The sequence below is a fragment of the Streptomyces sp. NPDC102451 genome (assembly GCF_044765485.1).
Taxonomy (GTDB): Bacteria; Actinomycetota; Actinomycetes; order Streptomycetales; family Streptomycetaceae; genus Streptomyces.
The window spans coordinates 446,239-469,001 of the sequence record NZ_JBIWKD010000003.1; the positions used below are offsets into that span (position 1 = coordinate 446,239).

At 73.4% G+C, this 22,763-nt stretch carries 20 protein-coding genes; 12 read left to right on the forward strand and 8 right to left on the reverse strand.

The window, feature by feature from the left end:
* The first annotated feature begins 58 nt into the window (after positions 1-58).
* Positions 59-2,467, forward strand: a complete 2,409-nt coding sequence (locus ACIRD8_RS09145; RefSeq protein ID WP_403988276.1) for a cation-translocating P-type ATPase — start codon at positions 59-61, stop codon at positions 2,465-2,467.
* Positions 2,468-2,479: 12 nt separating this feature from the next.
* On the opposite strand, the gene ACIRD8_RS09150 is transcribed toward ACIRD8_RS09145, so the two are convergent.
* From ACIRD8_RS09150 to ACIRD8_RS09160, 3 genes are all read right to left on the reverse strand, one after another.
* Complete coding sequence (locus tag ACIRD8_RS09150; protein ID WP_403988278.1) at positions 2,480-3,331, reverse strand: DUF5707 domain-containing protein; 852 nt, start codon at positions 3,329-3,331, stop codon at positions 2,480-2,482.
* A gap of 175 nt (positions 3,332-3,506) precedes the next feature.
* Positions 3,507-6,686: a sacsin N-terminal ATP-binding-like domain-containing protein gene (locus ACIRD8_RS09155; RefSeq protein WP_403988280.1), complete on the reverse strand. Its 3,180-nt coding sequence runs from the start codon at positions 6,684-6,686 to the stop codon at positions 3,507-3,509.
* A gap of 265 nt (positions 6,687-6,951) precedes the next feature.
* Positions 6,952-7,884, reverse strand: a complete 933-nt coding sequence (locus tag ACIRD8_RS09160; RefSeq protein ID WP_403988282.1) for a DUF3027 domain-containing protein — start codon at positions 7,882-7,884, stop codon at positions 6,952-6,954.
* 441 nt (positions 7,885-8,325) lie between these two features.
* Between ACIRD8_RS09160 and ACIRD8_RS09165 the strand changes: the two genes are divergently transcribed.
* The 4 genes from ACIRD8_RS09165 to ACIRD8_RS09180 are packed head-to-tail and all read left to right on the forward strand — an operon-like array spanning position 8,326 to position 11,907.
* The gene (locus tag ACIRD8_RS09165) at positions 8,326-9,765 is read left to right on the forward strand and encodes an MFS transporter (RefSeq protein ID WP_403988284.1); all 1,440 of its coding nucleotides are present in this window, start codon (positions 8,326-8,328) and stop codon (positions 9,763-9,765) included.
* Positions 9,766-9,792: 27 nt separating this feature from the next.
* Positions 9,793-10,275, forward strand: a complete 483-nt coding sequence (locus ACIRD8_RS09170; RefSeq protein ID WP_403988286.1) for a DUF2771 domain-containing protein — start codon at positions 9,793-9,795, stop codon at positions 10,273-10,275.
* A gap of 38 nt (positions 10,276-10,313) precedes the next feature.
* Positions 10,314-11,036: a futalosine hydrolase gene (locus ACIRD8_RS09175; RefSeq protein ID WP_403988288.1), complete on the forward strand. Its 723-nt coding sequence runs from the start codon at positions 10,314-10,316 to the stop codon at positions 11,034-11,036.
* Positions 11,008-11,907: a 1,4-dihydroxy-6-naphthoate synthase gene (locus ACIRD8_RS09180; RefSeq protein ID WP_403988290.1), complete on the forward strand. Its 900-nt coding sequence runs from the start codon at positions 11,008-11,010 to the stop codon at positions 11,905-11,907. The genes ACIRD8_RS09175 and ACIRD8_RS09180 overlap by 29 nt, the downstream gene beginning before the upstream one ends.
* Before the next feature lie 32 nt (positions 11,908-11,939).
* Here ACIRD8_RS09180 and ACIRD8_RS09185 read toward each other — a convergent pair whose 3' ends face one another.
* Positions 11,940-12,323 carry a cold-shock protein gene (locus ACIRD8_RS09185; RefSeq protein ID WP_014154805.1) on the reverse strand — a complete coding sequence of 128 codons (384 nt, stop codon included), beginning with the start codon at positions 12,321-12,323 and terminating at the stop codon, positions 11,940-11,942.
* 166 nt (positions 12,324-12,489) lie between these two features.
* On the opposite strand from ACIRD8_RS09185, the gene ACIRD8_RS09190 reads away from it, so the two are divergent.
* Positions 12,490-12,726 (forward strand): hypothetical protein, encoded by a 237-nt coding sequence (locus ACIRD8_RS09190; RefSeq protein WP_403988292.1) that lies wholly within the window; start codon positions 12,490-12,492, stop codon positions 12,724-12,726.
* A gap of 25 nt (positions 12,727-12,751) precedes the next feature.
* On the opposite strand, the gene ACIRD8_RS09195 is transcribed toward ACIRD8_RS09190, so the two are convergent.
* Positions 12,752-13,369 (reverse strand): HAD family hydrolase, encoded by a 618-nt coding sequence (locus ACIRD8_RS09195; protein WP_403988294.1) that lies wholly within the window; start codon positions 13,367-13,369, stop codon positions 12,752-12,754.
* Positions 13,370-13,510: 141 nt separating this feature from the next.
* Between ACIRD8_RS09195 and ACIRD8_RS09200 the strand changes: the two genes are divergently transcribed.
* The 5 genes from ACIRD8_RS09200 to ACIRD8_RS09220 all read left to right on the forward strand — a co-directional run bounded on the left by ACIRD8_RS09200 (position 13,511) and on the right by ACIRD8_RS09220 (position 17,799).
* Positions 13,511-13,708, forward strand: a complete 198-nt coding sequence (locus ACIRD8_RS09200; protein WP_403988296.1) for a hypothetical protein — start codon at positions 13,511-13,513, stop codon at positions 13,706-13,708.
* Positions 13,709-13,828: 120 nt separating this feature from the next.
* Positions 13,829-14,839, forward strand: a complete 1,011-nt coding sequence (locus ACIRD8_RS09205) for a FecCD family ABC transporter permease (RefSeq protein WP_403988298.1) — start codon at positions 13,829-13,831, stop codon at positions 14,837-14,839.
* Positions 14,836-15,921 carry a FecCD family ABC transporter permease gene (locus ACIRD8_RS09210; protein WP_403988300.1) on the forward strand — a complete coding sequence of 362 codons (1,086 nt, stop codon included), beginning with the start codon at positions 14,836-14,838 and terminating at the stop codon, positions 15,919-15,921. Before ACIRD8_RS09205 ends, ACIRD8_RS09210 begins: the two co-directional genes overlap by 4 nt.
* Positions 15,918-16,814, forward strand: a complete 897-nt coding sequence (locus ACIRD8_RS09215) for an ABC transporter ATP-binding protein (protein ID WP_403988302.1) — start codon at positions 15,918-15,920, stop codon at positions 16,812-16,814. Before ACIRD8_RS09210 ends, ACIRD8_RS09215 begins: the two co-directional genes overlap by 4 nt.
* 1 nt (position 16,815) lies before the next feature.
* A complete protein-coding gene (locus ACIRD8_RS09220) occupies positions 16,816-17,799 on the forward strand; it encodes an ABC transporter substrate-binding protein (protein WP_403988304.1) in 984 nt (327 codons plus the stop codon).
* Positions 17,800-17,860: 61 nt separating this feature from the next.
* Here the strand turns inward: ACIRD8_RS09220 and ACIRD8_RS09225 are convergent, their stop codons facing one another.
* The 3 genes from ACIRD8_RS09225 to ACIRD8_RS09235 all read right to left on the reverse strand — a co-directional run bounded on the left by ACIRD8_RS09225 (position 17,861) and on the right by ACIRD8_RS09235 (position 20,231).
* Complete coding sequence (locus tag ACIRD8_RS09225; RefSeq protein WP_403988305.1) at positions 17,861-18,406, reverse strand: TetR/AcrR family transcriptional regulator; 546 nt, start codon at positions 18,404-18,406, stop codon at positions 17,861-17,863.
* Between the two features lie 13 nt (positions 18,407-18,419).
* The gene (locus ACIRD8_RS09230) at positions 18,420-19,001 is read right to left on the reverse strand and encodes a sugar O-acetyltransferase (RefSeq protein WP_403988307.1); all 582 of its coding nucleotides are present in this window, start codon (positions 18,999-19,001) and stop codon (positions 18,420-18,422) included.
* Between the two features lie 69 nt (positions 19,002-19,070).
* Positions 19,071-20,231, reverse strand: coding sequence for a hypothetical protein (locus tag ACIRD8_RS09235; protein WP_403988309.1), 1,161 nt, complete (start codon positions 20,229-20,231; stop codon positions 19,071-19,073).
* A gap of 64 nt (positions 20,232-20,295) precedes the next feature.
* On the opposite strand from ACIRD8_RS09235, the gene ACIRD8_RS09240 reads away from it, so the two are divergent.
* A complete protein-coding gene (locus tag ACIRD8_RS09240; RefSeq protein ID WP_403988311.1) occupies positions 20,296-22,761 on the forward strand; it encodes a helicase C-terminal domain-containing protein in 2,466 nt (821 codons plus the stop codon).
* The last annotated feature ends 2 nt before the right edge of the window (positions 22,762-22,763 follow it).

Consider the following 22,763-nt stretch of genomic DNA (forward strand, 5'->3'; position numbering starts at 1 on the left):
GTCGGAACTTCCTGTTCCCGGCGGGTGAACCCTCCCTTCCGCCCGTACGGTCGGAATCATGACGCAGCGGGCACTCGATTCCTCCGGTGAGCAGCCGGATTCCGTACGGACCTCTCCCGCGCCCGCGCCACCGGGTGGGCTGACGACCGCCGAGGTCGCGGAGCGGGTGGCGCGGGGCGAGGTCAACGACGTACCGGTCCGCTCGTCCCGCTCCGTCACCGAGATCGTCCGCGCGAACGTCCTGACCCGGTTCAACCTGATCATCGGCGTGCTCTGGGTGATCATGCTGTTCGTCGCGCCGATCCAGGACGGCCTCTTCGGCTTCGTGATCATCGCCAACACCGGGATCGGCATCGTCCAGGAGTGGCGCGCCAAGAAGACCCTGGACAGCCTCGCGGTGATCGGCGAGGCGAAACCGACCGTACGGCGCGACGGGACCTCCGCCGAGGTCTCCGTCTCGGAGATCGTCCTCGGTGACCTGGTCGAGCTGGGTCCCGGGGACAAGGCCGTCGTCGACGGCACGGTCGCCGAGGCGGACAGCCTGGAGATCGACGAGTCGCTGCTGACCGGCGAGGCCGACCCGGTGGTCAAGCGGCCCGGCGACCCGGTGATGTCCGGCAGCTTCGTCGTCGCCGGAGGAGGGGCGTTCACCGCCACCAAGGTCGGCCGCGAGGCGTACGCCGCCCAGCTCGCCGAGGAGGCGTCCCGCTTCACCCTCGTCCAGTCCGAGCTGCGCAGCGGCATCAGCACGATCCTCAAGTACGTGACCTGGATGATGGTGCCGACGGCGATCGGGCTCATCATCAGCCAGCTGGTCGTCAAGGAGAACGACTTCAAGGAGTCGGTGGCCCGCACGGTCGGCGGCATCGTCCCGATGATCCCCGAGGGCCTGGTCCTGCTCACCTCGGTCGCCTTCGCGATCGGGGTGATCCGGCTCGGCCGCAAGCAGTGCCTCGTGCAGGAGCTGCCCGCCATCGAGGGCCTGGCCCGGGTCGACGTCGTCTGCCTGGACAAGACCGGCACCCTCACCGAGGGCGGGATGGACGTCACCGAGGTCCGCCCGCTGAACGGTTCCGACGAGGAGTACGTCCACCGTGTCCTGGGCGCCCTCGGCGCCTCCGACCCCCGGCCCAACGCCAGCCTCCAGGCCATCATCGACGCGCACCCGGACGGCGGGGGCTGGGGTGTCACGCAGGCCGTGCCGTTCTCCTCGGCCCGCAAGTACAGCGGCGCGGCCTTCGCCGAGTCCGACGGCACCGCGTCCGCCTGGCTGCTCGGCGCCCCCGATGTGCTGCTGGCCGCCGACGACCCGGCCCTCGCCGAGACCGGTCACCTCAACGAGCAGGGGCTGCGGGTCCTGCTCCTCGCGCGGGTGCGCGGCGAGGTGGACGCCCCGGACGCCGCCTCCGGGGCCGAACCCACCGCGCTCGTCGTCCTGGAGCAGCGGCTGCGGCCCGACGCCGGGGAGACCCTGGCCTACTTCGACGACCAGAACGTCGCCGCGAAGGTCATCTCCGGCGACAACGCCGTCTCGGTCGGCGCGGTGGCCCAGAAGCTGGGGATGCCGGGCGCCGAGCACCCCCTGGACGCCCGCCGGCTGCCCGACGACACCGACGCCATGGCGACGGAGATCGAGCGGAACGCGGTCTTCGGCCGGGTCACCCCGCAGCAGAAGCGGGAGATGGTCGGGGCTCTCCAGTCACGCGGCCACACGGTCGCGATGACCGGGGACGGCGTCAACGACGTGCTCGCGCTCAAGGACGCCGACATCGGGGTCTCGATGGGCTCGGGCTCCGAGGCGACCCGCGCGGTGGCCCAGATCGTGCTGCTCGACAACAGCTTCGCGACGCTGCCCTCGGTCGTGGCCGAGGGGCGGCGGGTCATCGGCAACATCACCCGGGTCGCCACCCTGTTCCTCACGAAGACCGTCTACTCGGTGCTGCTGGCGATCCTGGTGGTCTGCTTCCAGGTGGAGTACCCGTTCCTGCCGCGCCATCTGACGCTGCTGTCCACGCTGACGATCGGCGTACCGGCGTTCTTCCTGGCGCTCGCCCCCAACAAGGAGCGGGCCCGGCCGCACTTCGTACGCCGTGTCATGCGGTACGCGATCCCCTCCGGGGTCATCGCGGCGGCGGCCACCTTCGCCACCTATCTGATCGCCCGGCACGCCTACTCCGGTCCGGGCGCGCTCGACGCGGAGACGAGCGCGGCGACCCTCACCCTGTTCCTGGTCTCCATGTGGGTCCTGGCGATCATCGCCCGCCCGTACACCTGGTGGCGGGTGGCCCTGGTGGCGTCGATGGGCCTGTGTTTCCTCGTCGTGCTCGCGGTGCCCTGGCTCCAGGAGTTCTTCGCGCTGAAGCTGGTCGGGGTCACCATGCCGTGGACGGCGGTGGGGATCTCGGTGGTGGCGGCGGCCGTCCTGGAACTGGCCTGGAGACTGGTCGGCCGCCGCTTCCGCTCGTAGGAGCTGCCGGGGTTACTTCACGTCGACGAAGTCACCCGCGGCCGTGACGGTCGGGGTGGTGGAGGTGCCGGCGAAGCTGTAGCGCCAGTAGCCGTCCACGGACGCCTTGACGGTGGTCTTCAGCGCACCGGTGCTGCTCGTCTTGATGGTCTTGACGGTGGTGTAGGTGCTGCTGTTCTTCTTGCGGAACTGCAGCTTGACGGCCTGGGTGGCGTAGCCCTTGTACGTGCCGGTCTCCCAGTTGGCGCGCGACAGCTTGCCGGTGACCGTGATGGTCTTGCCCTTCTTGACGGGCTCCGGCGCGGCGTTGACGGTCACCTTGGAGAGGCGCTGGAGCTTCACCTTGGCGTAGGCGTCCTGCTGCACGACCTGGCCGTCGTTGCTGAGCACCGCCGCGCCGACCTTCCAGCTGGTCGCGTCGGAGTTGATCAGCCACGCCGGGTCGACGGTGACCGTGAGCGTGCAGGTGGAGGTCGTGGCGTTGGCCGCCTTGCACTTCGCGACGTCCTCGTTCTGCAGGAAGCCGAAGCTGTCCTCGGAGTCCACGTCGCTGCCGATCCACAGGATGGTGCTGGCGTCGGCGATGCCGGAGTCGTCCGTCGCCGTGATGGCGACGGTGACCTTCTTGGGTGCGGTGGTGCCCACCACGATGGCCTTGCCACCGTTCACGACGGCCTTGGTGATCTTGAGGTCGCTGTCGGAGGTGACGGAACGGGCGGCCATGCGCCCTGCGGGGCGCTCGGGCGCGGTGAACCCGAAGTCGGGCGTCCAGGTGCGGCCGTCGTCGGCCGTCGCGGCCGGAACAGCGAGAGCGGACAGAGCCAGGGCGCCGGAAACAGCGGCGACGGTGGCACGAATACGCATGTGGTCCCCTGTGGAGCAGGGGACCCGCCGGGGTGTGTTCCCCCTCGGCAGGTCCCATCTGGTCTGCGAGTCTGCTGACTCGCACGATCAGACAGCGCACACATGTGAATGGTTGTACCCATCGTGTGTATTTACTGTGAAGATCGCATGCGTCGGGCTGTCGCGAGACAACCGCTCAGTCGAACCAGCGGTCCCGGGCCAGCTCCTCCGTGCGTGACGGGTCCTCCAGCAGGGCGGCCACCTCGAAGCGGCGCGGCCACTGGCCGGCCGCCCAGGCGAGGCCGGCCGCCACGCCCTCCACCGTCGACGCGTGGACCACACCGTCCGGGGTGCGGCGCCAGTCCAGCTCGATGCCGCCCGCGCGCAGTTCGCCGTGCTCGACATAGGTGTCCGGGGTCCCGGCGCCGAGCAGGATCCGTACGGACTCCGGCACCTGGTGCTCCTCGCCCTCCGTCGTGACCACGGCCTCGACGGTCTCGCCGAGCCGCCGCACCTGGAGCAGGTCCGCCAGCTCGGCCGCCCGCGCCGGGGCCACCGGCAGCAGCGGGAGCCCGCCGGTCAGCGGCAGCAGGTCGGGGGCGTCGGCGATCACGACGTCCGCCGCGTCGGCGACCCGCACCTCGTCGTCCACGACGGCCCGCAACTCGTCCGGCAGCGTGACCTGTTCAGGGTCCAGCTCGGCCAGCGCCGTGTACAGCGAGTGCAGTTGTACGGGACCGACGGGACGCTCCTCGTCGGCGAGCCGGCCGAGCAGCTCGGCCGCCCCGCCCGGTTCGTCCAGGAGCGCGGCCACCGAGGTCCGTACGCCGAGGGCGCGCAGCACCTGCGCGTCGTCGAAGCCGGTCGCGTCGGCGGAGTCGTACAGACCGGCCAGACGCGGGTCGCCGCCCGCCGCGCGCAGACCGGCGGGGCGGCGGCCGTCGAGCACGGGGTGGTCGCGCAGCCACCACGCGGTGTAGGGCCGCACGGACTGCGTGGTGCCGTCCGGGAGCAGGACGCGTACCGGCTGGGTCAGCGCGTCGCGCAGCGGCGGGCGGGCGAGCATCGCCAGCGCCTGCGGCCAGGCGTCGTCGTCGACGAGGTCCAGGTCGCGTACGGCGACGAGCTCGGTGGCGACCGGCGGCACGGGGGTGTCCGGGAGCTGGTCCAGGACGTCCTCGCACCACACGTCGACGGCGTCGAGCAGCCCGGCGTCGTCGGGCTCGGCGAAGTCACCGTCGCGGGGCTCCAGTTCGTCCGGGTCCAGGACCACGTCGGTGGCCCGTACGAGGGCGAAGGTGGCCAGCACCCCGCAGGCGGTCAGCGGCTGTTCGCCCCAGCGTCCGGCCAGCTCCGCGTCGCACAGGGCGAGTTCACCCTCGCGCATCACCTGGGCGAACGGACTGTCGGGCAGGACGAGTTCACCGGCGGGCGCGGGTTCGCCGTCCTCGTCGGGCAGGGCGAGCGCGCCCAGCCAGGGCTCGTCGCCGGGCGCGAGGTCAGCGTCGCGCACGAGCGTGAGGACGGTGTCGGCGAGCTCGTCCCCGTCCAGGGCGTCCTCGTCCCAGATCTCGCCCGCGTCCAGCGAACCGGCGACGGCGGCCCGGACCTGCGGGGTCCGCAGCACGGCGCGCGGGGTGGCCGGCAGGGCGCCCAGCTTCTCCAGCAGGGGGTGGGCGGCGTCCGGGTGGGCCACCTTCAGCCCCAGCCTGGCCAGCCGGCCGAGGACCGGCGAGGTGAGCGCGTCCGGCAGCGGCAGGAGGACCTGGCGGGGGCCGATGGTGGTGCGGGGCGGCGCGTCCCCGGTGCCCGCGAGGGGAACGGGCAGTCCGGAGAGCCGGTCGGGGTCGACGCCGCCCAGGCTGTCGTACAGCCGCCGCCACCAGTCCGGGTCACGCTCCAGGCCGGCCAGCCGGTCGATGGCCTCGGTCAGCGGGACCCGGGCGACACCGAGCGTACGCAGCTCGACGCGGCGCTCCAGGCCGGCGGGCAGCAGACAGGGGAGGACCTCGGCGAGGACCCGTACGGTCCGGTCGCCGACGCCCTCGACCACCTCGGCCTCGACGGGCCGCAGCGCGGTCGTCCCCGGGCTCGGGGCCCCGGCACCGTCCCAGTCGTCCCACTGGGCCGCCGCCTCGGCGGGGTCCCGGGGTGCGGCGGGCTCCAGGAACGCGACCCGGGGCAGCCGCTCCAGGATCGCGGCCCGCAGCGCGCCGTCGAGCTGTCCCTTGCCGAGGACGCCCGGCACCAGCGCGATCGTGGCGACGGAGACGGGCTCCCAGCCGGCGAGCAGTTCGGCGTACGCGTCGGCCGCACGCTGCACCAGGAAGTCGGTCAGCGGACCCGGCGCGGGGTGCCTGCGGGTGGTGTCCAGCGGCAGCGAGGCGATCAGCAGCGCCGGGACGCCGAGGGGCTCGTCGGTGGGGGTCGGCGCGTGCACGACGGGTGCCGTACGGGGATGCTCGGGCGCCCCGTCCTCGCCGACGGGCACGGCCCACGTCACCGACCAGTGCGGGCGCAGCCGCTCCTCGACGGGCCGGTCGGCCAGCAGCGCGGGCTCCAGGGGCCCGTGGGCGGCGACGGTGCGCCAGCGGTGCAGGCCGTTCACGGAGTCGTCGACGTGCGTGTACGGGCCGTGCTGCGAGCGCCGCAACGTCCGTACGCCGTCGGGGGTTTCGATGACGACCTCGTCGAGGCCGGGCAGCGTCAGGAGCAGCGCGTCGTCGACCCCGGCGAGCAGCCGGCCCACCAGGTCCTCGGCGACGCCGTCGCGGAGCGGCAGGACGACGACGGTGTCGTACCCGTCGGGCGCGGTGCCCTCGGCGGGCAGCGGCAGCCGGAGCAGCGGTACGTGTCCGTCGCGGCGGCGCAGCTCGTCACCGAGCCCGGGGCTGCCGACGGCGGCCTGCCGCGCGAGGTCGCGGGCCTCCGCGAGGGACCAGCGGACGCCTCCGTGGCGGCCGATCACGGCGGGCTCGTCGCTGACGGCCAGGACGGCGGCGAATCCGACACCGAAGCGGCCGACGGCGGACTCGTGGCCCTCGCGCTTGGCGGAGGCCCGCAGGGTGCTCAGCGACTCGACGCCGGTCGCGTCGAGGGGGGCGCCGTTGTTGGCGGCGGCCAGGACGGCGGGGCTGCTGCCGTCCGCCTCGTGCAGGGTGAGGCGGAGCCGGCCGGGGGCACCGGCGCGGGAGGCGGCGTCGGCGGCGTTCTGGGCCAGCTCGACGACCAGCCGGTCGCGGTAGCCGCCCAGCGCGAGGTCCTCCTCGGCGTTGGCGTCCTCACGGAAGCGGGCGGGGCCAGCGCCCCAGGCGTCGAGCACGCCGCGCCGCAGTCGCGCCGTCCCGAACGGATCGGCCCCCTCGGTCGCATTCATGCTCACGCTCGTACTCCGCTCTTCCGGTGACCCGTGACGCCCAGTGTGCGCCCGAAGGTACCGCGAGCGGGAAGCCCCCAAGGCCGGCCGCCCCCGGGACCGGCAACGCACAGGGCCGGACCACCCCGGAAAAGCGCTTGAGGACAAAGCCCGCAAAATCAAGCCCGTCCGGCGATTGAGGACAAAGTCGGTCCCAGGAGGCCCCGCCCCCCACCCCTGCGATGCCCGGGCACCGCAAGCCCGGACCCCGCAGCGGGCAGGAGCGTCAGGAGTGGCCGAGGTCGTCCGTGGAGCCGTCCGGCTGCGCCGGCACCGAGCCGGAGTCGTCGGCCGGACGCAGGGAGTAGTCGTCCACCTGCATCGTGTCCAGCGCGTGCGGCGCCGGCTTCGGCGGCTTCGGCATGACCGCCGCCTCGGAGTGCCCCCCGCAGCCGTACGACAGGGAGACCACCCGGCCGTCCGCGGGGGCGAACTCGTTCGCGCAGACCCCGAAGGCCTGCTTCAGCGAGCCCGCCATCGGCACCAGGAACGCGCAGGTGACACAGGAGGCCGGGGCGGCCTGCGCCATGGGCGTACGGGCGCCGAACTCCTCGTCCCACCGGTCCGCCGCCAGCCGCAGCCCGTACCGGGACAGCACCCGCGCTCGTCGGGTGCCGAGCTCGTCCGCGACCGCGGCGATCGAGCCGCGGCTCGTCGCGGGCAGCGGCGTCAGCTCCGCGTCCTCGGCGTCGGCGAGGGCGGCGAGCTCCTGGGACACCTCGGAGACCGGGGAGTTCGGCAGGGGCTCGTCCTCGCCCGTCCAGCCGGGCTCCAGGCGCGGGTCCTCCGCCTCGGTCGGCAGGAGGTCGCCGGGCCCCATGTCGCCAGGCCGCAGCCGCTCGCTCCACGGCACCCACTCGGGGGCGAGGAGGGCGTCGGACCCGGGCAGCAGCACCGTTTCGTCAAGGGTGACGTTCTTGGCGCGGGAGGCCCTGGCGACCGTCACCGCCCAGCGCCAGCCCCGGTAGCCGGGCTCCTTGGACTCGAAGTAGTGCGTGACGACCCGGTCCCCCTCGGAGACCAGGGCCACGTGCTCACCCACCACTCCTGGCGCGGCAGCCTCTTCCGCCGCCGCGCGTGCGAGGTCTACCGCCTCGGCGCACAGACGGTCAGGGGCGGGGGTACGGGCCGTACGGCTTCGCGTCGTCGCAGCACTCACAGGTCTCGCTTCTCTCCATACGCCGTCTCACGAGCGCGCCAGCAGCTCCATCGATGTCCGATTTCGGCCATGACAGTTGTGAGCGGAGCGGACCTGGGGGCCGCGTCGACGTCCACACCCGTTGTGCCTGCCTCGGGCGCGCCTTCTGCCACCCATTCTGCGGGATCGCGGAGAGGCGCGCGGCCAAGAACAACCGCCGGTGGCGCGTGAGTGCACGCTACCCTCTCCGCCGCCCCGCGCCCACCTGCCCGTCCCAAACAGGACAGTAACCCGTGCGGATCGGTGGTGACCGGCCGCCGGGCGGAGGGCGGAATCACCCCGGCCCGAGGGTGCGTACCGGCCAATTCCCGGCCGGGGCCGACTCACCCGACGGAGCGGCCGCCGCCGCGCCCCGGCCCGATCATGGGTTCGTGACGGCGGGGGGTGGGGCACTATGACCACGTGGCTTCCGCCAGGTCGTCCGACGGGTCCGGGCCGCTCCGCAGGGCGGGCCGGGCGATGGGCCGTGCCCTGCGCGCCCCGTTCACGGGCACCGCGCGGGGGATCCGGAAGGCGACCCACGCCCACGGGGCGGGCGAGTCCGGCCTCGGCAAGCTGATCGAGCTGCACGCGGTCAACGGCGCCGGTGACGTCATGATCACCGTGGCGCTCGCCTCCACCGTGTTCTTCTCCGTACCGACGGACGAGGCCCGCGGCCGCGTCGCCCTCTACCTCGCCGTCACCATGGCCCCCTTCACGCTGCTCGCCCCGGTGATCGGCCCCCTCCTGGACCGTCTGCCGCACGGCCGCCGCGCCGCGATGGCCGGTGCGATGTTCGCCCGGGCGGTGCTCGCGATCACCATGTCGGGCGCGGTGGCCACGGGCGGCCTGGAGCTCTATCCGGCGGCCCTGGGCGTCCTGGTCTGCTCGAAGGCGTACGGGGTGGTGCGCAGCGCCGTGGTGCCCCGTCTCCTGCCGCCGCGCTTCTCCCTGGTGAAGGCCAATTCACGGGTCACCCTGGCCGGGCTGCTGGCCACCGGTGTCGCGGCGCCGATCGGGGCGGGGCTGCAGAGCATCGGGTCCCCCTGGCCGCTCTACGGCGCCTGCGCGATCTTCCTCGGCGGGACCGTCCTCGCCTTCACGCTGCCCCACAAGGTCGACTCCGCGAAGGGCGAGCGCAAGGCACGCCTCGTCGTCCCGCACGAGGAGACGGCCGCTCCGCCGCCCGTCCGTGTCCGCACCTCGAAGAGCGGCAGGACCGGCAGCACGTGGGCCGCGAGGAGGCGGAGCGGGCGGGAGAAACCGCCGGGGCTGCGGTCCGTCGGGCCGTCAGTCCTGCACGGCCTCCAGGCGAACGCCGCACACCGGGCGCTCTCCGGCTTCCTCATCTTCTTCCTGGCGTTCCTGCTGCGCGAACACCCCCTGGCGGGGCAGAGCGCCGCCGTCTCCCTCGGCATCGTCGGGGTCGCGGCCGGCGCCGGGAACGCCTGCGGCACGGCGGTGGGCTCCTGGCTCAGGGCGCGCGGCCCCGAGGTGATCGTCGCGACGGTGCTGGGGCTCGCCCTGGGGGTCGCCGTGCTCACCGCGGTGTTCTTCAGCACGGTGATGGTCGCCGCCCTCACCGCGGTCGCCGGGTTCACGCAGGCCCTGTCGAAGCTCTCGCTGGACGCGATGATCCAGCGCGATGTGCCGGAGGAGGTGCGCACGTCGGCGTTCGCCCGGTCCGAGACACTGCTCCAGATGTCCTGGGTCGTCGGAGGGGCCATCGGCATCGCGCTCCCCCTCAACGGAGTACTCGGCATCTCCGTCGCCGCGGGGCTCCTCGCACTCGGCGCCGCGGCCTCCGTACGGGGCCTCCTGGGGGCCGCGCGGCGCGGCTCACCGCACCCCCGCGTGGCATGAGCGGGTCCGACCGATAGCCTTCGGCCCATGACCGTTGCGTTCTTCTCCGGTAAGGGCCGTCGAATCGGCGTCGCTCTTGGTGCCGTGTCCGCGGGACTCCTTGTCCTGTCCGCCTGCGACAAGCCGACGCCGCTCGCCACCGTGACGGTCGGCGACAACTCGGTGAGCACCGAGGCCGCCTGCTACAACGACGGCGACGCGCTCAAGGAGTCCGAGATCCAGGGCTGCCTGAACAAGAAGGCGGAGAAGTCCGTCAAGGTCGCGATGGACGACAAGGTCCGCTTCGGCGTCGACCCCGAGATCGCGGACCACGGCTGGACCCTCTTCATCAACGGCCAGCAGGCCGAGCAGGAGCCGTACAAGAGGACCTACCGGTCGATCCCCGGCAGCGCCTTCTTCGCCAGCCAGACGGGCGAGACCACGGCGGACAAGACGCAGGTGAGCATCGTCGAGACCAAGGGTCAGAAGCTCACGGGCGTCTGGCACTTCCAGCTCACGAAGACCTCCTGACCCTCCTGACCGACCCCCTGAACCCGAGGAACACCGCCGTGCGGGTGCTTGTCGTGACCGCTGTCCCGGCCGAACGGGACGCGGTCACGCGTGCGTTCGGGGACGGGCCGCGGATACGTGAGGTGCCGGGCGCCGAGCTGCACCTGGCCGGCCCCTTCGACGTCCTCGCGGGCGGCGCGGGCCCGGCCGCCGCGGCGGCGGCCACGGCCTTCGCCCTCGCCGCCGCGTCCGCCGCGTCCACCCCGTACACAGCCGTCGTCTCGGCCGGTATCGGCGGCGGGTTCGCGCCCGCCGCACCCGTGGGCTCCCTCGTCGTGGCGACCGGCATCGTCGCCGCCGATCTGGGCGCCGAGACCCCGGACGGCTTCGTGCCCGTCACCGGTCTCGGCTTCGGCAGGGACTCCTTCCTGCCGCCCGAAGCCCTCGTACGGGACGTGGCGGAGGCCACCGGCGCGCTGCCGGGCACCGTCCTCACCGTCTCCACCGTGACCGGCAGCGCGGCCCGCACCGCCGAGCTGCTGGCCGCACATCCCGGAGCCGTCGCCGAGGCCATGGAGGGCTTCGGCGTCGCGGAGGCCGCCGCCAGGTTCGGTGTGCCGGCGCTGGAGCTCCGGGCCGTCTCGAACGCCGTGGGGCCGCGCGACCGCGCGGCCTGGCGCATCGGCGACGCCCTGGCGGCGCTCACCGAGGCGTTCGGGAAGACCGCACCCGTAGTGGAAAGTTGGACCCGGCATGACCGAATCGACCGACACCGTGACTGACACCGCGACCGGCTCCGCCTCGCTCCCCGCGCTGCGGATCGCCTTCTCGCCGTGTCCGAACGACACCTTCGTCTTCGACGCCTGGGCGCACGGAAGGGTCCCCGGCGCGCCCGCCCTCGACGTCACCTTCGCCGACATCGACCTCACCAACGGCATGGCCGAGCGCGGCGAGCTCGACGTGCTGAAGGTGTCGTACGCCGTCCTGCCGTGGGTGCTCGACGAGTACGCGCTGCTGCCGTGCGGCGGGGCCCTGGGGCGCGGCTGCGGGCCGCTCGTCCTCACGAAGGAGCCGGGCACGGACCTGACGGGGAAGACCGTCGCCGTGCCGAGCGAGCGCTCCACCGCCTATCTGCTGTTCCGGCTGTGGGCGGCCGAGGTCGTGCCGGACGGGGTGGGCGAGATCGTCGTCATGCCGTTCGACGAGATCATGCCGGCGGTGCGCGACGGCCGGGTGGACGCCGGGCTCGTGATCCACGAGGCCCGCTTCACCTACCAGAACTACGGTCTGCACAGCCTCGCCGACATGGGCGCGCACTGGGAGTCGACCACCGGCCTGCCGATCCCGCTGGGCGCGATCATCGCGAAGCGCTCGCTGGGCGAGGAGACGCTGAACCGGCTGTCGGAGTCGATCCGTACGTCGGTGCGGATGGCCTGGGACGACCCGGAGCGCTCACGTCCGTACGTCCTGGAGCACGCCCAGGAGATGGACCCGGCCGTGGCCGACCAGCACATCGGGCTGTACGTGAACGAGTTCACCGCCGACCTGGGCGAGAGCGGCTACGCGGCGATCCGGGGGCTGCTGACCCGGGCGGCGGCCGAGGGCCTCGTGCCGGCGCTGGCACCGGACGCGTTCTCCGTCACCGGCCGCTGAGGCGGGCCGGGCCCCCGGGGCCCGGCCACCCGTCAGACGTCGAGCTGGTCGGCGACCGCCCTCAGCAGGCCGGCGATCTTCGCGCCCGCCGCCTTGTCGGGGTAACGGCCCCGCTCCAGGAGCGGCGTGATGTTCTCCAGGACCGTCGTCAGGTCCTGCACGATCGAGGCCAGCTCGTCCGGCCTGCGCCGCTGGGCGGCGGCGACGGACGGGGTGGGGTCGAGGATCACCACGGAGAGGGCCTGGTCACCGCGCTGGCCCGCGACCACACCGAACTCGACGCGCTGGCCGGGCTTGAGCGCTTCGACGCCGGCCGGGAGTACGGAGGAGTGGACGAAGACGTCGGCGCCGTCGTCGCGCGAAAGAAAGCCGAAGCCCTTTTCCGAATTGAACCATTTGACCTTACCCGTGGGCACGTCTGTCCTCGTCCTCGTACTCGTCGGTGCGCGGGAGAGCCGCGAAACGGCTCCGGATAGCAGTACAGCGGGTCTTCCGACCCGCCGTGCCCCAGGCTAATGGTCCAGGGGCCGGACACAAGACGTCGCCGAACGGTTCCGCCGAGCTGGGAACTACCCTGACCGGGTGAGTACTACTCCTTCCGGCGCAGGCGACCGGCTCGTACAGGTCGGCGCGATCGTCTTCTTCATCGGCGCACTGGCCACACTGGTCACCGTGGCCCCGCTGTTCCTGGGCACCGATCCGTTCCCGTCCATCGCCTACGCGGTGTGCATGCTGATGGGTCTGGGCTTCCTGATCGCCGCCGCGGGGGTGGTGCGGTCGGTGTGGAAGAGCTCCCCGAAGCGCGCCGCCACGAGGTAGCCGCCCAGGTCCCGCCCGTCGGGCGTCAGGCGGCCGTGAAGGTCCGCAGCCAGGCGGGGAACGCCGTGAGGTCCGGCAGGATCACATCGGCGCCGGCCGCCCGCAGCTCCGCCTCGTCGCACGGGCCGGTGGTGACGCCGACGGACAGGGCGTTCGCCGCGCGCGCCCCTCGTACGTCCCCGGTGTGGTCGCCGACGTAGATCCGCGCGCCGTGCTCCAGGAGCGCCTCCGCCTTGCCCTCCGCCCAGAGCCCGCCGATCAGCACGTCCGCGTCTATGCCGAGGTGCGCGAGGTGGAGCTTGGCGTTCGGCTCGTACTTGGCGGTGACGACCATCGCGCGCCCGCCGAGCGCCTGCACGGCCTCGACGGCCTCCCGCGCGCCGGGGAGCGCGGTCGACGGTGCGATCGCCGTGTCCGGGTAGATCGCGCGGTACCGGTCGCAGGCCTCGTCGATCGCGTCGGCCGGGAACCAGTTCCGCATCTCGTCCTGGAGCGGCGGACCGAGCCGGCTGACCACCAGATCGGTGTCGATGTGCACACCCGTCTCGGCTGCCAGTACCTCGTAGGCGACCTTGATGCCGGGCCGCGAGTCGATGAGCGTCATGTCGAGGTCGAAACCGACCGTCAAGGTGTGTGTGGACATGGCACCCATTGTGCCGACCACCCCGGCCCAGGTGTCCGGCCCCTCGGCAACGGGACCCCGGGGCGCCCGGAACCGCCGGCGCCGTGCAGACTCACGGCACCCGCCCGCTCCTGACTCCTGGACCGCCGCGGGGTACAGCTGGTGGAGATCCCGGAGTACCCGGGGAACGCACCGCACTACCGCACGTTCTGGCAGCCGGGTTCTCTGACGGCGGTCTCCTTCGTCGCCGAGCGCGGTGAGTACAGCACGCCCGCCGGTCTGCGCGTCGGTGACGTGTACGGCATCCAGGCGCCCGTCACCGCCCAGGACGTGGAGTTGCGCACGGCACGGGCGGCCTGAGGCCGGGGCCCGGAGGCGCCCTGCCGGGGCCCACAGGGCGCACATAGACTTAGCCAAGCCTTACCTCGCAATGCCCCGTTCCGTGCCGACTCCCGGCCCTCGCCCACCCGATTGGTTCCGATGGCAGCCGCCCCTCCACGCCTGTCCGGACGCGCGCTCGCGATCGCCGCGGCCGTCGTCGCCCTGCTGCTGTCCGTCCTGCTCAGCCTCGCCGTGGGGGCGCGCACCATCGCACCGTCCGCGGTCCTGGACGCCCTGCTGCACGGCGGGCACTCCGATGCCGCCGAGGTGATCCGGCAGATGCGGGTGCCGCGCACCATGATCGGGCTGATGGTCGGCGCGGCGCTCGCCCTCGCGGGCACGGTGCTGCAGGGCATCACCCGTAACCCCATCGCCGACCCGGGGATCCTCGGGATCAGCCAGGGCGCCTCGGTGGCCGTGGTCCTGGCGATCGCCTACGCCGGGATCCACACCCTCACCGGCTACGTCTGGTTCGCCTTCGCGGGGGCCGCCGTCGCGTCCGTCGCGGTGTACGCCGTCGCCGCCCGGGGGCGCGGCGGTGCGACGCCGGTGAAGCTCGCGCTGGGCGGGGCCGCGATCAACGCGCTGCTGGTGTCGGTGACGATGGCGGTGCTCACCACCAAGGCGTCGGCGCTCGACGAGTTCCGCTTCTGGCAGGTCGGCTCGATCGCCGGCCGGGAGGCCCAGGTCGCCCAGCAGATCTGGCCGTTCCTGCTGATCGGCGCCGTCCTCGTGGTGTCCGTGGCGCGCGGGCTCGACGCGCTGGCGCTGGGCGAGGACGTCGCCAAGGGCCTGGGGCAGAACGTGGCGGCCGTCCGCATCGTCGGCGGCATCGGGGCCACCGTGCTCACCGGTGCGGGCGTCGCGGCGGCCGGGCCGATCGCCTTCGTCGGCCTCGCGGTGCCGCACATCGCCCGCGCGATCGTGGGCGGCGACCACCGCTGGCTGCTGCCGATGGCGGCCCTCGTCGGGCCCGTGATGCTCCTGGTCTCCGATGTCGTCGGCCGGGTCCTGTTCCCGCCGGGCGAGGTCCCGGCGGGTGTGATGACGGCGCTGATCGGCGTCCCGTTCCTGGTCACCCTCGTACGCCGGAAGACGGTGCCCGCATGAGCGCGGACACGGCAGTGCCCGTACGGACCCCGGTCCGCCCCTCCGGTTACCGGGTCGTGCGGGTCGGGAAGCGGGGGCGGTTCCTGCTCCACCGGCGGGCCGGGCTCGTCGCGGTGGCCCTCGTCGTCCTGCTGGCGGCGGTCTGTGTCGCCTACCTCTGCACCGGCGAGAGCTTCGTGGCGCCCGCGGAGGCCGTGAAGGTCGTCCTCGGGCAGCCGTCCCCGGACGAGCTGGTCGTGGGCACCCTGCGGCTGCCCCGCATGGTCGTCGGGCTGCTGGTCGGCGCGGCCTTCGGGATCGCCGGGGCGCTGATCCAGACCGTCGCCCGCAACCCGCTCGCCAGCCCCGACATCATCGGCGTCAGCCAGGGCGCGAGCGCGCTCACCGTCGGCGCGATGACCTTCGGCCTCACCTCGTACACCGTCCTGCCCTATCTCTCCGTCATCGGCGGGGTCGCCGCCGCCGCGCTCGTGTACGTCTTCGCGTGGCGCGGCGGGCTCCACGCGACCCGGTTCGTCCTCATCGGGATCGGCTTCGCGATCGCCCTGCGGTCGGTGACGACCCTGTTCCTGACGAAGGGCGACTACCTGGTCGCCCAGCAGGCGCAGATCTGGATGACGGGCTCGCTCAACGGCCGCGGCTGGGACGAGGCCGCCCCCATCGGCTGGGCGCTCCTGGTCCTGCTGCCCGCCGTGCTGTGGGCGGCCCGCGCGCAGCGCACCGTGTCGATGGACGACGACACCGCTACGGCGCTGGGCGTGCGCCTCGGGCGCGTACGGCTCGGGCTCGTCGCCCTCGGGGTGGTCCTGGCGTCCGTGGCGACGGGCACGGCGGGGCCGGTCGACTTCGTGGCGCTGCTCGCCCCGCAGATCGCCCGCCGGATGACGCGTACGGCGCAGATCCCGCTGCTGTGCTCGGCGCTCCTCGGCGCCGTGATCGTCGTGGCCGCGGATCTGCTGGCCCGCAGGCTCTTCTCCCCCACCGAGCTTCCGGTGGGCGTGCTGACGGCGGCGGTCGGCGCCCCGTACCTGATCTGGCTGATCATCCGTGGCCACGGTGGCCGCACGGGAGGCAACGCATGACAACGACCTGTCCCACGGACGCGGACACCACGACGCCGTCCAGGCTCGCCGCGCGCGCCCTGACCCTCGCCTACGAGGACCGCACCGTCGTGCACGAGCTGGACCTGGCCGTGCCCGACGGGCGCGTGACGGTCATCGTCGGCCCCAACGCCTGCGGCAAGTCGACGACCCTGCGCGCGCTGGGCCGGCTGCTGAAGCCGGCCGGCGGTTCGGTGCTCCTGGACGGTACGGAGCTGTCGCGCATCCCCACGCGCACCATCGCCCGGTCGGTCGGGCTGCTCCCGCAGACCCCGGTGGCACCCGAGGCGATCACCGTCTCCGACCTGGTCGCCCGGGGCCGCCAGCCGCACCAGCGCTGGTGGCAGCAGTGGTCGGACGAGGACGAGCGCGCGGTCACGGACGCCATGGAGCGTACGGACATCACCGCGCTCGGCGACCGGCCGGTGGACGAGCTGTCCGGGGGTCAGCGCCAGCGGGTGTGGATCGCGATGGCGCTCGCCCAGGACACGGATCTGCTGCTGCTCGACGAGCCGACGACGTACCTCGACATCGCCCACCAGGTGGAGGTCCTGGACCTGGTGCGCCGGCTCGCCGCCCCGGCGGCGGACGGCACCCGGGGACGGACCGTGGTCACCGTCCTGCACGACCTCAACCAGGCCGCCCGGTACGCCGACCACCTCGTCGCCATGAAGGCGGGCCGCATCGTCGCCGAGGGCCGGCCCGAGGACGTCGTCACCGCCGGACTCGTCCGCGAGGTCTTCGGACTGGAGGCCGTCATCGTCCCGGACCCGGTCACGGGTTCACCGCTCGTCGTACCCGGCGCGCCCTGGTCCCCGGACCGGCCCGCACCGGCCTCGTCTCCCTCCTCGTCTCCCTCCGGAAAGGCTCTCTGACATGCCCTCAGCTCCCGCGGCTCGTCTGCTCGTCACCGGTTCGCTGGCCATGGCCACCGCGCTGGTCCTCACCTCCTGCGGCTCGTCCGACTCCGACTCCGGCTCCGGCGGTTCGGCCTCGTCCTCGGACAGCAAGACCCACACCGTCGCCACGGCCATGGGCAACATCGAGGTCCCCGTCGCCCCCAAGCGGGTGGTCGTCCTGGACACCGCCGAGCTGGACTCCGCGCTCACCCTCGGTGTGACGCCGGTCGGCGCCACGCACGCCGGTACGGAGTCGGGTTACCTGAGCTACCTGCCGAAGGAGAAGGTCGCGGGCATCAAGGACGTCGGCGAGATGATGACGCCGAACCTGGAGGCCGTCGCGGGCCTGAAGCCGGACCTGATCCTCACCAGCAAGCTCCGCCACGGCGACGCGTACGGCGAGCTCTCGAAGATCGCGCCGACGGTCATGACGGAGAACACGGGCTACCCCTGGAAGGAGAACTTCCAGGTCCACGCCAACGCGCTCGGCAAGGTCCCGGCGGCCGAGAAGGTCATCGCCGACTACCAGGCGCACACCGGCGAGGTCACCGAGGCGCTCGGCGGCAAGGAGAAGGCGGCGGCCACCGAGGTCAACATGGTGCGCTTCGTCGAGGGCGCGGACATCCGGATCTACGGCCACAAGAACTACATCGCGACGATCCTCGCCGACGTCGGTCTCGGCCGGCCCGCGATCGTCGACAAGGCCAAGGACGGCTTCTCGTACGACGTCAGCCCGGAGAAGATCGACCAGGCGGACACGGACGTGATCTTCCACTCGACGTACGGGGACGCGAAGAAGTCCAAGCAGACGCAGACCGTGGGCAGCGGCCTGTGGAAGAACATGGGCGCGGTGAAGGCGGGCAAGGTGTTCCCCGTCGACGACGAGCTGTGGATCCAGGGCATCGGCTACACGGCGGCCGACAGGATCCTCGACGAGCTCCAGGCGGACCTGGCGAAGTGACGGCTGAAGCCTGTGGGGCGCGGTGTCAGGTCCGCGCCCCACAGGCGGTTCCGGTCCCGGCTCAGCCGGCCGTGGTCATCCGCAGCACGGCCAGCCGCGTCAGCTCGCGGTCCTGCGGCTCGGTGTCGAGGGCCCGGTGCAGGGCGAGCCCCTCGATCAGCGCGTCCAGCGTGCGGGCGGTGTCCGGGTCGAAGTGCTGCTCCAGCAGGCGGCGGCTGCGGTTCATCCACGCATGGGTGAGCTCGCGGTACTCGTCGCGCCGTGCGGCCAGCGTGTAGAGCTCCTGGGTGAGGACGAGATCCCGGCGGGGGCCCTCGGAGAGCACATGGATGAGGTCGGTGACCGCCTCACGGGCCTGCTCGGGGGTCTCGGCCCGCCCCAGGTACAGCTCGAAGACGGCCACGATGTGGTCGGCGAAGCCGGTGAAGGCCTCGCGCAACAGGTCGTCGATGCCGTCGAAGTGATACGTCATCGAGCCCAGCGGGACATCGGCGCGTACGGCGATCTTGCGGTGGGAGACGCCCGCCACACCCTCCTCGGCGATGTGGTCGAGCGTGGCGGCGAGGATCCGTTCGCGCCGCTGCGGGTCCGTGCGTCCGGTGGCCATGGGGGCTGCCCGGTCAGACGCTGCGGACGACGCGGGCGGGGTTGCCCACGGCGACGACATCGGCGGGGATGTCCTTCGTGACGACGGCTCCGGCACCGATCACGGAGTTGTCGCCGATGGTCACGCCGGGACAGACGATGACGCCGCCGCCGAGCCAGACGTTGTCACCGATGGTGATGGGGAGCGCCGCCTCCAGCTTGTCCCGGCGGGGCCCCGGCTCGACGGGGTGGGTGGGGGTGAGGAGCTGGACGTTGGGGCCGATCTGGCAGTCCTCGCCGATCGTGATGCGGGCGACGTCCAGCGCGGTGAGGTGGTAGTTGACGAAGGTGCGGGCGCCGATCGTGATGTTGCTGCCGTAGTCCACGTACAGCGGCGGGCGCAGGTCGACTCCTTCGCCCACGGAGTCCAGCAGCTCGGCCAGGATCGTCCTGGCGGCGTCGGCGTCCTCGGTGTGGGCGGCCTGGAAGCGGGCCGCGAGGCGCATCGCCCGCTGCTGCCGCTCGGCGATCTCCGGATCGTCGGCGATGTAGAGATCACCCGCGAGCATGCGTTCCAGGTTGGTGCGCGGATCGTTGGCGAAGTAGTCCGTCGGCATGCGTACGATCGTACCCCCTGAGAGCGTACGAACGTACACTCGATGTCCCCCACTCCGTACGCACGCCCCTCATCCCGTGAGTCTTCGCGCCCGCCACACCAGGTACAGCGCCGACGCCACCGCCGCCACCCGCACCACCACGGGCCAGACGTCCGACATCGCGTCGCCGACCGCGCCCTCCGCGAGGGGTTCGCCCCAGCGGCCATCCATCCGCCCCCACAGCCAGACGAAGGCCCCGGCCACGACCACGCCCGGCAGGCCCATCGCGACCCACTTGGCCTCGGCGCGGGAGAACCTGCGCGAGCTGTACGCCAGCAGCCAGCCGCCCGCGAGCGCCAGCCACTGCCCGGAGACGGCACCGGCCACCAGCAGCGCGGCGGCCAGCAGCAGCATCGGGTTCGAGAGGCGGGGCCGCGCGGCCGCCACCTCACCGTCCGCGAGGACCCGGCGGCGGCGCAGCCGCAGCTTCCGCCGGGGGCGGACCACCGCGGGCGGCTCGGCCTCCTCCTCGCCGGCCGTCGGCCCCGGCTCCTCCTCCTCGGCCGGGGCGCGCGGGCCCGGGGGCTTCCGGAGGCCCGGGGCGCTCGGCAGCCCGAAGAGCTCCGGGCTCTCCAGCCCGCCCACGAACCCGGGCACCGCCGTGCCCGGACCCATCGCCCCCGGCACGCTCCGACCGCCCTGTCCGTCGTCGCCGAAAGGTCCCGGCTCGATCCGCCACCACTCGGGCTCGGCGCCGGACGGGGCCTGGTCCAGGCCCGCCATGTGCGGTGCGGACGCCGAAGGCCAGTCCTGGGCCGGCTCCCCGGGGGGCGGCTCCGCGCCTCCGAAGTCCGTACGTCCTGGCTTACCGGACTCCCGGGGCTCCCCGGCCTCCGGCGACGCGCCCTTGCGTGAAGCGGCTTTCCTGAGCACGCTCCGCCGGGCCCGTGGCACCCCGCGCGGTTCCGCGCCGGCCGGGGACGCATCCGTCCTGGGCGACGGCAGGGGGGCCGCCCCGTCGCCCGACTCGGCCGCCGCGGCCACGAGTTCACCGGGGGCGCCGAGCCTGCCGAGGATGCGCCGGACCACTGCGGGAGAGTCCGAACCGTCCGTGCCGCGCTGCCGGTCGATCTCGCCCCGCAGCGTCGCGACGAGTCTCATCCGGGCACCCGAGGACAGCTGTTGCTGCTGCGCCAGGTCACCGACCCGGCTGAGATAGTCGTAGACGAGCTGGTCGCTCTCGATGCCCACGCGATCCTTCTCCCTCCACCTGCCCTGCCCCGACGGTAGCGTTCCAGGGGCTACCGTGGGACGGATGGGGACGACCACACCACCGCGCACGCTCGCCGAAGCCCTGCGCGCCCGGGGCGACGAATCGCTGGCAGGGCTGCTGCGTGCCCGCCCCGACCTGCTCAGCCCCGTGCCGAACGACATCACCCAGCTGGCGACGCGGGCCGGCACGCGCGCCTCCGTCGTCCGTGCGCTGGAGCACCTCGACCGCTTCGCGCTGCAGACCGCGGAGGCGCTGGCGGTGGCGCCGGACCCGGCTCCGTACGACACGCTGCTCGCGCTCCTCACCGGCGACGGCCAGGACGACGGCGACGGGCGCGACGACGCCGGCGCGGCGATCACCGCCGCGCTGCCCGCCGCCCTCACGACCCTGCGCGAACAGGCCCTGGTCTGGGGTGAGGACACCGGGCTGCACCTCGTACGCACCGCGCGCGAGCTGCTCTCCCCCTCCCCGCAGCACCCCTCCCCCACGGGCCTCGGCCCGACCGTCGCCGAGGCCACGGCCGGGATGTCACCCGGCAGGCTGCAGGAGATCCTGGCCGCCGCCGGACTGCCCGCCACCCACGACCCGGTGTCCGCCGTCGCCGCCCTGGCCGGACTCTTCACGGACCGCACCCGGATGGCCGAGCTGCTGGACACCGCCCCGGTCGAGGCGCTGTCCGTGCTCGACCGGCTGGTCTGGGGCCCGCCGTACGGGGAGGTCACCCCGAATCCCGCCCCGCCCGTGCAATGGCTGCGCGACCGCGGACTGTTGCTGCCGGTGTCGACGCGCACCGTCGTCCTGCCGCGCGAGGCGGCGCTGCATCTGCGCGCGGGCCGCGCCCACCGCGTGCCCGAGCCCGTGCCGCCCGCGCTCGTCGCGGCGGCCGAGCGGGATCCCCAGGCTGTGGACAGAGCCGCGGCCGGCCAGGGCTTCATGGCGCTGTCCACCGTCGAGGAGCTGCTCAAGCTCTGGAACAACGGCGGCCCGGCCATCCTCCGCGCCGGCGGCCTGAGCGTGCGCGAGCTGAAGCGCGCCGCCGCCGCGCTCGACGCCACGGAGCCCGTCGCCGCCTTCTGGATCGAACTCGCCTACGCGGCGGGCCTGCTGGCCTCCGACGGCGAGACCGACGAGCGGTACGCGCCGACGCCCGCCTCCGACGAGTGGCTCGACCTCCCCGCCCAGGACCGCTGGGCCCACCTCGCCACCGCCTGGCTCGCCGCCACACGCACGGCGGGCCTCATCGGCGGCCAGGACGCCAAGGGCCGGGCCCTGTCCACGCTCGGCCCCGACCTGGACCGCTCGGCCGCCCCCGAGGTGCGCCACCGGGTCCTGGCCCTGTTCGCCTCGCTCCCGCCGGGCACCGCGCCCGATCCGCAGACCCTGCTCGCCCGGCTCCGCTGGGAACGGCCGCTGCGCTCCTCGGGGCCGGGCTCACCGACGCCCCCGGGCAATGTCTCCGACCTCCGCTCCCGGATCGCCCTGTGGACGGTCAACGACGCGGAGCTGCTGGGGATCACCGGCCGCGGGGCCCTCTCCTCCCAGGCCCGCGCACTGCTCGACGAGGGCCCGGACGCGGCCGCCGCCCGCCTCGCCCCGCTGATCCCCGAGCCCCTGGACCACGTGCTGCTCCAGGCCGACCTGACGGCGGTCGCCCCCGGCCCGCTGGAACGCCCGCTCGCCGACATGCTCTCGGTGCTCGCCGACATCGAGTCCAAGGGCGGCGCGACGGTCTACCGCTTCACCCCCGGCTCCGTACGCCGCGCACTCGACGCCGGACAGGCCGCGACGGACCTGCACGCCTTCCTCGCCACCCACAGCCGTACGCCGGTGCCGCAGCCGCTGAGCTATCTCATCGACGACGTGGCGCGCCGCCACGGCCATCTGCGGATCGGCGCCGCCTCCGCCTACGTACGCTGCGACGACGAGGCCGTGCTCAACGAGATCCTCGCCGACAAGCGCTCGGCCGCCCTGCGGCTGCGCCGGCTCGCGCCGACCGTCCTGGCCGCGCAGGCCGACCCCGGCTCGCTGCTCGAAGGGCTGCGCGAGATGGGGTACGCCCCGGCCGCCGAGTCCGCCGAGGGCGATGTCCTGATCACGCGTGCCGGCGCCCGCCGCACCCCGCCCCGTACACCGCCCACGCCCGTCCCCGAGGGCCCGCCGGTCCCGGACGCCACCCTGCTGAACGCCGCGGTCCGGGCCGTCCGGGCGGGCGACACGGCCGCCAGGGCCGTGCACAGGGATGCAACGGACACCTCCGCGGCGGGCTCCCTCCCCCGCACGACCGCCGCCGAGACCCTGGCCACGGTGCAGGCGGCCGCGATGACCGGCTCGGCCGTCTGGATCGGCTACGTCAACGCGGAGGGCGCGGCCAGCCAGCGGGTGATCGCCCCGGTCAAGGTGGAGGGCGGCTTCGTGACGGCGTACGACCACACCGCCGACGAGGTCCGGACGTATCCGCTGCACCGGATCACGGGCGTCGCGGAGCTGGCCGACGAGCAGACGACCTGACG